Raw genomic sequence first — 12,320 nt, 5'->3', positions numbered from 1 at the left:
CCGCAACCTTGCGGGCTTTTTTTATCTATTCAGGTTACGTTAATTAAGTACTGGTTATAACGTATACAGACTTACCACATTGCTCACATGATTTGATTATCGGTGACAAAGCAATGTAAGGAGAATGTATGAAAAATATAACCTTATCTGTTCTTATTGCGCTGTCTAGCGCAAGTGCCCTTCCTGTGTTAGCACAGTCGAGCACTGTGCCAACGACCTCTGAACTTTCAGTTGTCACCAGCGAACAGCAATATTCAGATGCCGAACTCGATAGTATTTTGGCACCCATTGCGTTGTATCCAGATAGTTTGCTTACGCATATCCTTATAGCGGCAACATACCCGCTCGACGTTGTTGCTGCGGACCGTTGGCGTCAAAGCAATCAGCATCTTACTCCTGAGCAAGTTGAAAATGTGCTAGAGGGAGTGACTTGGGATCCCAGTGTTAAAGCATTGGCCCCTTTTGCTGATTTACTTAATACCATGGCAAAAGACCTCGAATGGCTGCAGCAATTAGGCGATAACGTTCTGATAAGCCAAGCGCGTGTGCTCGATCGCGTTCAGGTATTGCGACAGCACGCTCACAATACCGGTAACTTGGTTACTAACGACTATATTGAAGTAGAGACAGAGCGACAGCGCGACCGTGAAATTATTTATATTGAGCCGCGCCAACGTGAAGTCGTGTATGTACCCTACTACAACCCACATGTTGTATACGGCCATTGGTGGCATGCGACAGCACCGATATTCTGGAGTCACAGGGTAAGCTACCATCATCACCATAATGTATACTGGGCGCCTCGCGTGCGCTTATCAACAGCGTTTTACTTTGGTGGCGTTCATTGGCATAACCGCCATGTTGTAATCCATCGCACGCCGGTACGTCGCTACTACCACGGCAGCCCGGGAAAGCGCGTTATCAGCAATGGTTATCAACGCTGGGAACACCGCACAGATCATCGACGTGCTCGTTACTCGTCACGGGTTGTTCACAGTGCGCCAGCGCGTTATCAGCACAAAGGGGTAGTACGAAGTCATACTCCGGTACGTCATAGCTCGGCAAGTCATAGCCCAGCGCGTAATGTGGTACCACCAAAAGCAGTGACAGGCCTAAGACAGCGAGATATACGTCTTGATAAAGCGCAAAGGCATACCAGTGCCGATCGCAAGCAGAATATTGAGCATGCCTTAAAGCGCAATCAGGACGCCGTTAAGCAGCAAAGACCGTCTCGTGACGTTGCCATGGCCCAATTGAAACGCGATAAACGCGTAACATCATTGCCAGATCGAAAAGCGCCGCAGCGAGTGGAGCGCGCCTACTCTCAACCCAAGGCGCACAAGCCACAGAGAATAGAAACGTCAAAACCGCAACCGATGCAACGTGTATCGCCGGACAGTCAGTTAAGGAAGGCAAAGCCTGAGCGAAAAGTTCAGCAAGTCGCTCAGCAGCGCATTAAACCTCAACGCACTGTTAGGCCACAGCAAAGTGCTAAACCGCGTCGTATTGAAAGGGAGACCTATAGCGCAAAACCACAAGCTCGCGTATCACATGGTGATAAGTCGTCACAACGCAAGTTCTCAAAAGACTAACCCTTTTGGCTCCGGCAGTTGATCTGCGCTGTCGGGGCTCTTTTACTGCTGTTGTGAATCATGAAATGCCAGCATGGCGTCTACAAAGCGTTCGGGCGACGCAGCATCCAAGTTAAAATACAATGAAGGCTCTATTAACTCTAGTTCCATAATTGCCCACTTATCGCGCTGGCGAACAAGGTCGACACGCGCATATAGCGCTGATTCTGGCATTGCCGCTAACGCCTGTGTCGCTATTTCACGTTGCTCACTGTCAGCATCAATTGCATACAAGCTTCCACCGTGCTCTTCCTGTACCCGAAAGTCGCCCTTTTCAGGCACTTTTTTAATTGCATGACTATAAATACCACCGAAATAAAAAAGTGAATACTCACCTTCATCAACCACACTATTCAAAAAGGGCTGAATCATGAAGTCCCGCGACTTAAATACAGTTTCCAGATGCGCTGATTGCGCCAACCATTCGATGCGATTTAATTTAAACGTATCATCAGCGTTGGCACTTAGTACTGGCTTAATCACAATAGTGTCGCTTTCAAATTTTTCGAAGGCCTCGGCAATCATTGCCTTATCAAAACTGCTATACCATAGCGTATCAACAATAGGTACCCGATGTTTTGCTATATCTTTTAAGTAGTGCTTTTCTATATTCCATTTAATGAGTGCTAAACCATTAAGCAAAATAGCCGTGGACTGTTCAATTTTTTTAAGGCAAGACAAAAATGCCTTAGCATGTTGCTGATAGTCCCAAGTACTTCGCACGATGACGTAGTCGTAATCATCCCAATTAGCGGTCTTGCTGTGCCAAGATACCGTAGACACTTGCCACCCCTTGTTCTCAAAATAAGGAATTAACAGTTCGTCGTATACAAAAAAGGCTTCAAGATTATCGGTAGATAGAAAAGCGATATGTGGCATAAAGCACCTTATTAAAATGATCTTTTACGATTGATAACGGGTAACAACCGACTTAATTGTATTCGTGCTGGTGAGCAAGATATTGTTGCCGTTTCGTTAGCTCAACAAGGACGTATTATTAAAGCCATCTGTGCTTAAGATTAGTCAATTAGTCTAAAGCGATACTAAAGTTAAATGGTTCAAAATCGAGTACCTACGTACAATCCACCGAAAATAGCACACCTTTATTTTATAACCTACACTTAGCCTAGAGATTCGTTTGGAGATTGGCATGCAGTATCCTTGGTTGCTGGAAGGTCAGAAGATCTTTCGCGTTGTCATTATTGCTCAAGTCGTAATAGCCGTAATAATTGGTCTTATAACCGGTGAGCTATTACCTGCTTTTCTTTTCGGTATACCTATTGCCGCCATTCCATTGGCACTAAGCTTTCAAGACCCCTATTCGACTATAAGTCGGCACGCAATGGCCATCGGTGCACAGCTACTGACCGCATTGCATATCCACCAGTCTTTTGGCCTTATTGAAATGCACTTTGAGATTTTTGTCTTGTTGGCATTTCTATCTTACTTTCGCGACTGGAAGGTCGTTGCCACGGGTACGCTGGTCGTTGCAGTTCATCATATAAGTTTTTTCTTTTTGCAGTCGGGTGGCGCAGGGCTATTTATATTCGAAGAAGGTCACGTGACTTTTTCTATCCTTCTAATGCATGCGGCATTTGCTGTAGCAGAAGGGGGTGTACTGATGTACATGGCTAAACAAGCTCACCAAGAAGGCGCTGGAGCCGCAGAGCTTCGTTTAACAATTGAAAGTATGCTTAAAGATGACGGGAAATTAGACCTAAGTGTCAATATCAATAGAAGCCATGCGATTGTGAAGCCATTTGGCGCCCTTATCGATCAAGTAAAAGAGTTGATAGAGCTAGCGTCTTCACTCACTAACGAAGTTGTTCGTGGCTGTAGTGAAATGGAACAAGCGGCAGGAAGTATGTTCGAAATTAGCCGCAACACAGACCAAGAAATTGCGATGGTCTCTGCATCATCAGAAGAAATTGCACAATCTATGCAAATGTCGGCAGAGCAAACGACGTTGGCAAGTGACAGGGCATCGGCGGCTCAAACATCGTCGCAGCTCACACGTGATTCAATTTCAAGTACAAGCCGAACCATAGACTCATTGCGCAATACATTAAACGATGCGGCCAAAACTAACTTGGCGCTGAATGAGCAGTGTTCGAATATCTCTGACGCCATGCGCTCGATTACCGCTGTGGCAGAACAAACCAACTTGTTGGCGTTGAATGCAGCGATAGAGTCAGCAAGAGCGGGAGAGCATGGTCGCGGTTTCGCCGTCGTTGCCGATGAAGTGCGCACGCTTGCTATTCGCTCCAAGGAAAGTGCAGATCAAATTACCAGTATCACCGAGCAGTTAGTCACACAGACCGCAAGCTCTGTGGAGCAAATGCAAACGTGTATCCAGCTAGTAGATGAAGCGGTAACCTCAAGCGAGAATGCCACTAGTGCCATGACAGAAATTATGCAGCAAATTCGCGATGCTAGTGAAAGGATGACAGAAATTGCAACGTCTGCTGAAGAACAAGAATCGGCTTCAGCCTCGATCGCGAAAAGTACATCGCGTCTTAGCGAATACACCTCAGAAGAGTTGGCAACTGCAGAGTCACTTGCAAAAGAAGTTGAAGTACTGTCGAAAATTTCGCAGAAAATGCAAACCGCCATCGAACGCTTCGAGCTTTAAGTGATCCCCAAGTCGCTCGGTTGGACATTACTGGTATTGTGGGCAGTGAGTATTCTGACTGCCCTACTTTTTTATGGTCAGCGCCAGTTAAGCGAGTTCGACCCAAATGGCAATTTGTTACATCAATCTACCTCACCCACATTCGATGAGGACGTCATTGCACTTTTAAAGGATAACGGCGTTTCAGCGGGTACTATCGTGCATATTGGCACTTCACAGGACTGCTACTGTGAAACGCTAACCGCTCCCCATCAAACTCAATTGATTGAGCGTTTTAATTTGCTAGATTTCAGCCTGAAGACCTTCAATATCGAAAATACACCATCGCTCAAGCGCATATTGACTCGCGTGCCTGCACTGATGGTTGTTGATAACGAATTCAGACTTCGCTACTTGGGCCCCTACGCCACAGGTTACGGATGTTTTACCGGTAAAAACTTGGTGGAAAGGATCGTAACCTACACCCAGTCTTCTCCTTATCAAGGCGCTGTCGTTAACGCCGATGCCGAGGGCTGCTTCTGCTCATAGCCTTCGCTTTTTAGGATTGGCATGCAATATGAAACATCAAAGAAGGAAAGTAAGAGCATTGTCCTGCATGTAGGTAGTTATAAGTAATTCTTGGTTCTGCTCTGCGTATTAATTGCACACTGGCGATTTCGTTGTGTGAAATATCTACAGGAGACAACAGTGAGTAAAACAGCAATATTGTATCGCATGGTAACCCCTGACCACATTTGCCCGTTTGGGTTAAAGTCAAAAGACTTGCTAGAACGCAAAGGGTATACCGTTGACGACCATCATCTCTCGGACCGAGAGGAAACCGACCGCTTTAAAGCCAAGCACGATGTTAAGACAACGCCTCAGACCTTTATTAACGATAAGCGCATAGGTGGCTATGATGACTTACGCGACTATTTTAATTTAAAACAGGAGGATGAAATAGGCTCGCGCTATACGCCTATTATTGTGACATTCTCACTGGCCGCATTGGTTGTGGCTGCATTAATGGTTAAAGGCGCGCTAAGCGTAACACTTGAAACAGCAGTCATGAGCTTTATTGGTGTAGCTATGGTATTGCTAGCGTTACAAAAACTGCAGGATGTCATCGCATTTTCTAATCAGTTCATTACTTACGATCTTTTAGCAATGAAACACATTAGGTATGCCTATGTTTACCCTTTTGCAGAGGCCTACGCAGGTCTTGGAATGCTAGCAGCGTTACCCGCCTATGCCGTTTCGCCTATCTCAATTTTTATTGGTGCTATTGGTGCCGTGTCAGTTATTAAGGCGGTTTATATTGATAAGCGCGAACTCAAATGTGCATGTGTTGGCGGAAACTCTGACCTTCCTCTTGGTTTCATCTCACTCACTGAGAATCTCGCAATGTTTGGCGCAGGCATATACATGCTAGGTCGTTGGTTTGGTTAACGAGGTTATTGCTCAGTCGTTTTGGGCTGGCTCATTCCTTTTAAATGGGCCACTACACTTCGTCCCAGTGCACTTAAATTATACCCGCCCTCAAGCACACTGACGATCCTGCCTTTACAGCATTTGTCTGCAACTTCACGTAATTGCTGACTTATCCAGAAATAGTCATCTTCTACTAAACGAAGGTGGGCCATTGGGTCTTCTGCGTGAGCATCAAAGCCGGCGGATATCAAAATGAGTTCTGGCTGAAAGTTGTTAAGCGCATTAAACCAATGCCCTACCTTTTCTCTGAAAACCTCTCCCGTTGTACCTGCTTCTAGGGGGACGGCGAGAATATTACTTGCAGAAACGGGGGAGCCGCAGTGAGGATAAAAAGGATGTTGAAAGCTGCTTAACAGCATAATGCGCTGATCGCCTGCAACAATGTGCTCTGTCCCATTGCCGTGGTGCACATCAAAATCGACAATGGCTACGCGCTTTAGGTCATAGTTTTGCAGCGCATAGCGAGCCGCAATCACTATATTATTGAAAAAACAAAAGCCCATAGCACTATCGTAGGTGGCATGATGGCCTGGCGGGCGCGTAGCGCAAAAGGCTTGGCGATCTTCCCCCTCCATTACCCAATCCACCGCATTACATCCCGCGCCTGCAGACTCTAACGCCGCGCTCAAACTGTGCCGCATCAAGCCGGTATCTTCATCAAGCCAGGCAACCGTTTGTTTATCACTTGAATACAACGTTTTCTCTTCGTCACTAAAGTTAGCTTGCGCAGCGCGCTCGAAAACGCTTTTAATGTAATAGGGATCGTGGGCAAGTTGTAGGTAAGGCTCAGCGATAGCCGATGCATCAGCATGCTCGCAAATCATGTCGAGACCTGAAGCCAATAACTGGTCATCAATGGCAAATAGTCTATCTGGGGATTCAGGATGCGTTTTTCCCAAATCGTGTTTCGTGCCATGCTTAGCGCGATAAATTCTTATTGTCATTCAAGTGATGCCACATCTAATACCAGCTCCACATCACTGGGATCACCGGTAAATTGTCGTTTAAAGTGTGCTTGCTCAAAAATTGCAATCATGGGTTTGTTGTCGCCACGCACGTAGGCCATCATTTTGTTTATACCGCGCTTTTTTGCCACCCCAATCAGTTCATTAAGTAACCGGCTGGCCATACCTTTACCTTGTTGAGTTTCGCGGGTAACAAATGCTGCCTCACAGGTATTGTCCGACGGGTTGTAGTAAAAGCGCCCAACGGCATGAATCGTAATTCTCGACCCTTCCTGCCTAACAATACACAATGCAGCATCGGTGCTTTGGTCTACTGACACCAAGTTACACGACTTTTCACGGGACATTTGTTTCGGGTCGTAGTTGTACCGCAGACGCAGCGTTTCTTTTGTATGCGAGTAGAAGAACTCCTGCAACCTACGTTCATCAGCGGGGTTTAATGGGCGCATATAAAATGTTTCACCCTGAATATGTAACTTCTTAAGCTGAATAGCGCCTAATTCAGGAATGTCTGTGGGGTATTTCTCTTGGTAGTGCGGCACCCAATAGTGCTGTCGAACGTCTTCAAGTAATGCGGCACGAAACTTTGGATGTGCCACCCGAATAAGTTCTAGTGCGCGCTCGCGAATACTTTTCCCTTTTAACGAGGCAATACCATATTCGGTTACCACATACTGTACGTTACCGCGAGAAGTTACCACCCCTGCCCCTTCACTAATACGCGGAGTAATACGGGAAACGCTTTCGCCTTTAGCAGTAGATGGCAGCGCAATAATAGCTTTGCCTCCTTTGCTAATTGAAGCACCTGTAACAAAGTCGACCTGCCCGCCTATGCCACTATAAAAATCGTATCCCAGTGAATCTGCGACGACTTGGCCAGTTAAGTCCACTTCAAGCGCGCTGTTTATTGCCACCATATTGTCGTTCTTGGCAATATTTGTTGGCTTATTTACATAGCTGCTGGGGTAAAACTCTATATGAGGGTTACTGTCAATTAAGTCATAAAGCTTGCGTGTGCCTATGGCAAAGCTCGTCACTATTTTACCCGGGTGAAAAGTTTTCTTTTTATTGGTAATCGCACCCGATTCCAGTAGCTCAATAATACTGTCTGTGAGCATTTCACTGTGAATGCCTATATCTTTGTGGTTACACAGGTACTTCAGCGTTGCGCTTGGAATTTTGCCTATACCAAACTGCAGTGTTGCGCCGTCATCCACCAACATAGACACATATTGCCCTATACGTTCAGCTACCGAATCAATAGGAGGAGGGCTGACTTCTACCAATGGCTCCTCGGCTTCAATACAGGCATCTATTTCACTGATATGAATATAAGAATGTCCCGCAGTACGCGGTATCTGGGGGTTGATTTGCGCAATCACTTTCTTACTCTGGCGAATCGCTGACATGGCAATATCGACAGCAGGTCCTAAGGAACAATAACCAAATTCGTCAGGTGGGCTCACGTTCACTAGGGCGGCATCGAGTGCCAAGGTGCCGTCACTGAACAAACTCGATATTTCTGAAAGAAACACTGGCGTGTAATCAGCTCGCCCTTCATCCACGGCTTTACGCATGTTTTCACCGCCAATAAAGAACGTATTGGCCTTGAATAAATTCTTATATTCTTCTCTTACCCACCGAGTATCGCCAAGCGCTAGCATATGAACGAGTTCTATATCGCTAAAGCCGTCGCTATTATCGATAAGGTGCTGCACGAGCGCGTGAGGAACGGCGGCATTGCCGCCCACAAAAACCCGACAGCCAGATTTTATTAACGAAGGCCAATGGGGGGCTTGCGGTAAACTGATTGTCATATCCGTTGTGCCTTTGTCGTCGTCATTGTTTTATCATGCCACAAAAACGGCAAGCTGCGGGACTGTGACTTGCTCGATGACTATAAGCGATTAGTCGTAGAGAGCTGTGCTGTTACGGCCTTTAATACGCGTGTAAGAGCTTAAACTTCTCTAGCCAGTTTCTAAAAAATGGGGATATCACAGATTTACTGTTAGCCAGTCGGTGGCCATCGTTTAACAACAATAACTGAGCTTTTTGATGACGTGCGTATTTTAAGCTGTTTTCTATCGGGATGATGTCATCGTTCCAGCCGTGAACAACACTTACATACCCATCGTATGGAAATCGCTGTACTTCATAGCCAGGCATATACAGCGCGGGGGCCATCAGAAAAACGCCTCTAGCCGATATATGGCTAGCGGCAGCAAGCGATACATAACCACCCATACTAGAGCCGACTAAAATGACGTCGTTGCACTTTTCTTCAATGGTTTCTTTAAGACGCTTAAGACGGGCTTCGGGGCAGTCGAGATCGCGATAATCAATACTCTCTACCGCAAAGCCCATATCAGTTGCCACATTTGACAGTGTGGTAATTTTACTGCCCCATGGGCCACTTTCTTTGCCGTGAGAAAAAACAACGGTGGTCATCACCAATATCCCTGTTTGAAAAAATAAAAATGTTTTTTCTCACTGTAGCGCAACTTCTTATCGTTTGTCTTCTTTGTGGAACAATTTTTCAACGAAGACATAGAACATAGGCACAAAGAAAATAGCTAAGAATGTCGCAGCAAACATACCTCCCATTACCGCGATGCCTATTGCATTTTGACTTGCCGCACCCGCGCCACTTGCTAAAGCGAGTGGCGTAACGCCTAGAATAAAGGCCATAGATGTCATCAAAATAGGACGGAATCGCTGGGTAGCGGCATTGGCTACGGCGGTCATAAGGTCTTCGCCATTCTCATATTGCTCTTTGGCAAATTCGACAATCAAGATAGCGTTCTTCGCCGCCAATCCAACTGTTGTCAAAAACGCCACCTGCAAGTAAACGTCATTAGGCAAGTTGAAAAGGTAAGCGGCAGTTACCGAGCCCAATATACCTAAAGGCACGACTAACATAACCGCAAATGGTACAGACCAGCTCTCATAAAGTGCGGCTAGGCATAAGAACACAACAAGAATAGAAATGGCATAAAGCATAGGCGCCTGTGAGCCCGCCTGTTGCTCTTCAAACGATAGTCCTGACCACTCAATAGCAAAGCCTGGGGGCAACTGAGAGACTAACTTTTGCATTTCAGCCATAGCTTCACCCGATGAAATGCCTTCGGCCGGACTGCCTTGAATATTCACTGATGATACGCCGTTGAAGCGTTCAAGCTTCGGTGAACCATACACCCACTCAGTTGTGGCAAAGGTGCTAAAGGCTACCATTTCGCCGTCATTATTGCGCACAAACCACTTGTCTAAATCATCTGGTGTCATGCGATGTGGCGCGTCTGCCTGCATATAAACACGCTTAATACGGCCCTTATCAATAAAGTCGTTAACGTAGCTTGAACCCCACGCTATTTGTAGCGCACTGTTAATTTCACTTAGGTTTAACCCTAGTGCCGACGCTTTTTCACTGTCGATGTTAATTTTAAATTGGGGTACATCGCTTAAACCGTTGGGGCGTACGCCAGCCAGCTTAGGGTTTTGAGCCGCCATGCCCAACAACTGGTTACGGGCATTCATCAACGCCTCATGACCATTGCCTGCACGGTCAACCAGCTGCACATCAAAGCCAGTTGCATTGCCTAGCTCCATGATTGGCGGAGGTACAATAGGAAAGGCTGAAGCATCCTGAATTTGACTAAATGCACCAAAGGCTCGCCCGACTACTGCAAATGCAGAATTACTTTCATCGCGTTCGTCCCAGTCGTTAAAGTTCAAAAACGCCATACCCGCATTTTGCGCTTGCCCAGCAAAGCTAAAGCCAACCACTGCAAACATACCGTTAACGGCTTCTTGCTCGTTATCCAAAATATAGTCTTCAACCTGTTTGACCGATTCAAGGGTACGCCCAGCTGTCGCGCCTGGCGGCGTGCTTACTAGCACCATCATACGGCCTTGGTCTTCATCAGGTAAAAAGGCACCCGGCAATTGATTAAAAATCACAACCATACCGCCCACAAGTAACCCGTATACCACAAAGTAACGCTTCAAGCGGCCAGCCATATGTGTTGTGGTGCGCTGATACGCATCTCGACCTTTGTTGAAATTGCGATTAAACCATCCAAAGAAACCTTTGTTTTTGTCATGATCTTCTGGATGTTTCTTTAGCAGTGTTGCGCAAAGTGAAGGTGAGAGCACAATAGCAACCAATACCGAAAACCCCATTGCTGAGACTATGGTGATAGAAAACTGTCGATAAATAGCCCCTGCCGAGCCGCTAAAAAATGCCATCGGAATAAACACAGTAGACAGCACAGCGGCTATACCGACTAATGCCCCGGTTATTTGGCTCATCGACTTTTTGGTCGCTTCAGCAGGCGATAACCCCTCTTCTTCCATGATGCGTTCGACGTTTTCAACCACCACAATCGCATCATCTACCAACAGGCCAATGGCAAGCACCATGGCAAACATGGTTAACACATTAATACTAAAACCAAAGGCGAGCAGTACTGCGAATGTACCCAGCAGTACTACAGGAACAGCGATGGTAGGAATAAGTGTTGCGCGCCAATTCTGTAAGAACAGCAGCATAACTAAAAATACCAATACGACCGCTTCAATAAGCGTATGTACAACCGACTCTATCGACAGCTCAATAAAGGGGGAGCTATCTAGCGGATAGACAACTTTTACGCTGTCGGGCAAGTTTGCTCGGAGCTCTTCTACCCGCGCTTTTACTGCCTCAATGGTGTCCAATGCATTTGCACCTGAGGCCAAACTAACCGCCATACCCGACGCAGGATTTCTGTCGTAGCGAACTATGACATCGTAACTTTCAGCACCAAGCTCTACACGTGCCACGTCGCGTACACGCACCTGCGAACCGTCAGTATTTACCCGCAATACAATGCTTTCAAAGTCGTCTACAGTCTGAAGCCTACTTTGCGCCTGAATGGTTGCGTTTATTTGCTGGTTTTCTATTGCCGGCATACCACCTAACTGACCCGCCGACACGTCGGTGTTTTGCACTTGAACCGCAGCTTGTACGTCATTAGGTGTCAGGTTATAGCTATACAATTTATCGGGGTCTAACCAAATACGCATTGAACGCTGCGCACCGAATACCCTTACGTTGCCAACGCCATTCACACGGGAAATGGGATCCCTAAATTGTGATATCAGCATGTCGCTCAAATCGTATTGAGTCATAGTGTCATCTTCAGAATAAAAGCCAATTACCAGCGCAAACGCACTGTTTGACTTAGTTACCGTGACACCTTGTTGCTGAACTTGATTAGGTAACAGAGGTAATGCGCCTTGTACTTTATTTTGCGTTTGTACCTGCGCAATGTCCGGGTCTGTCCCAGGTTCAAAGGTCAAATTAATCGACATACTGCTGTTGGAGCTACTTGCTGAAAAGTAGCGCAGGTTGTCAATACCTGACAGGTTCTGCTCGATAACTTGTGTTACTGAATTTTCGACGGTCTCGGCGGATGCACCTGGGTAGGCGGCGCTGATACTCACCGTTGGCGGTGCAACCTTAGGATATTGCTCAATAGGCAAAGTGGAGATGGCGAGCACGCCTGCCATCATGGTAATAATTGCCAGTACCCATGCAAACACGGGCCTGTCTATAAAAAAACGAGCCATAATACGTAATTCCTT

General features: G+C 46.4%; 9 protein-coding genes. 4 read left to right on the top strand and 5 right to left on the bottom strand.

Going from position 1 to position 12,320, the window contains the following annotated elements; all coding sequences use genetic code 11:
- Nucleotides 1-128: 128 nt before the first annotated feature.
- Nucleotides 129-1,592: a DUF3300 domain-containing protein gene (locus JN178_RS00815; protein WP_202263165.1), complete on the top strand. Its 1,464-nt coding sequence runs from the start codon at nt 129-131 to the stop codon at nt 1,590-1,592.
- Nucleotides 1,593-1,634: 42 nt separating this feature from the next.
- On the opposite strand, the gene JN178_RS00810 is transcribed toward JN178_RS00815, so the two are convergent.
- Complete coding sequence (locus tag JN178_RS00810; protein WP_202263164.1) at nt 1,635-2,510, bottom strand: ATP-grasp domain-containing protein; 876 nt, start codon at nt 2,508-2,510, stop codon at nt 1,635-1,637.
- Between the two features lie 271 nt (nt 2,511-2,781).
- Between JN178_RS00810 and JN178_RS00805 the strand changes: the two genes are divergently transcribed.
- The 3 genes from JN178_RS00805 to JN178_RS00795 all read left to right on the top strand — a co-directional run bounded on the left by JN178_RS00805 (nt 2,782) and on the right by JN178_RS00795 (nt 5,691).
- The gene (locus JN178_RS00805) at nt 2,782-4,263 is read left to right on the top strand and encodes a methyl-accepting chemotaxis protein (RefSeq protein ID WP_202263163.1); all 1,482 of its coding nucleotides are present in this window, start codon (nt 2,782-2,784) and stop codon (nt 4,261-4,263) included.
- Nucleotides 4,264-4,791: a DUF6436 domain-containing protein gene (locus JN178_RS00800; RefSeq protein ID WP_232369654.1), complete on the top strand. Its 528-nt coding sequence runs from the start codon at nt 4,264-4,266 to the stop codon at nt 4,789-4,791.
- Nucleotides 4,792-4,950: 159 nt separating this feature from the next.
- On the top strand, nt 4,951-5,691 hold the full coding sequence (locus JN178_RS00795) for a MauE/DoxX family redox-associated membrane protein (RefSeq protein ID WP_202263162.1): 741 nt from the start codon (nt 4,951-4,953) through the stop codon (nt 5,689-5,691).
- Nucleotides 5,692-5,696: 5 nt separating this feature from the next.
- Here the strand turns inward: JN178_RS00795 and JN178_RS00790 are convergent, their stop codons facing one another.
- The 4 genes from JN178_RS00790 to JN178_RS00775 form a co-directional block, all read right to left on the bottom strand.
- Entirely contained in the window at nt 5,697-6,677 is a 981-nt protein-coding gene (locus JN178_RS00790) for a histone deacetylase family protein (RefSeq protein ID WP_202263161.1), read from the bottom strand.
- The gene (locus JN178_RS00785; RefSeq protein ID WP_202263160.1) at nt 6,674-8,515 is read right to left on the bottom strand and encodes a bifunctional acetyl-CoA hydrolase/transferase family protein/GNAT family N-acetyltransferase; all 1,842 of its coding nucleotides are present in this window, start codon (nt 8,513-8,515) and stop codon (nt 6,674-6,676) included. Before JN178_RS00785 ends, JN178_RS00790 begins: the two co-directional genes overlap by 4 nt.
- A 121-nt stretch (nt 8,516-8,636) precedes the next feature.
- Nucleotides 8,637-9,146, bottom strand: a complete 510-nt coding sequence (locus JN178_RS00780; RefSeq protein ID WP_202263159.1) for an alpha/beta hydrolase family protein — start codon at nt 9,144-9,146, stop codon at nt 8,637-8,639.
- A gap of 57 nt (nt 9,147-9,203) precedes the next feature.
- Complete coding sequence (locus JN178_RS00775; RefSeq protein WP_202263158.1) at nt 9,204-12,305, bottom strand: efflux RND transporter permease subunit; 3,102 nt, start codon at nt 12,303-12,305, stop codon at nt 9,204-9,206.
- Nucleotides 12,306-12,320 lie beyond the last annotated feature (15 nt).

Source organism: Alteromonas sp. KC3 (genome assembly GCF_016756315.1).
GTDB lineage: Bacteria > Pseudomonadota > Gammaproteobacteria > Enterobacterales > Alteromonadaceae > Alteromonas.
This window is presented reverse-complemented; position numbering and strand designations above follow the sequence as displayed.

What these genes read in the sequence shown, in the direction of transcription:
- JN178_RS00815 (WP_202263165.1), top strand. Translation starts at nt 129, where the DNA reads ATGAAAAATATAACCTTATCTGTTCTTATTGCGCTGTCTAGCGCAAGT.
- JN178_RS00810 (WP_202263164.1), bottom strand. Translation starts at nt 2,510, where the DNA reads ATGCCACATATCGCTTTTCTATCTACCGATAATCTTGAAGCCTTTTTT.
- JN178_RS00805 (WP_202263163.1), top strand. Translation starts at nt 2,782, where the DNA reads ATGCAGTATCCTTGGTTGCTGGAAGGTCAGAAGATCTTTCGCGTTGTC.
- JN178_RS00790 (WP_202263161.1), bottom strand. Translation starts at nt 6,677, where the DNA reads ATGACAATAAGAATTTATCGCGCTAAGCATGGCACGAAACACGATTTG.
- JN178_RS00785 (WP_202263160.1), bottom strand. Translation starts at nt 8,515, where the DNA reads ATGACAATCAGTTTACCGCAAGCCCCCCATTGGCCTTCGTTAATAAAA.
- JN178_RS00780 (WP_202263159.1), bottom strand. Translation starts at nt 9,146, where the DNA reads ATGACCACCGTTGTTTTTTCTCACGGCAAAGAAAGTGGCCCATGGGGC.
- JN178_RS00775 (WP_202263158.1), bottom strand. Translation starts at nt 12,305, where the DNA reads ATGGCTCGTTTTTTTATAGACAGGCCCGTGTTTGCATGGGTACTGGCA.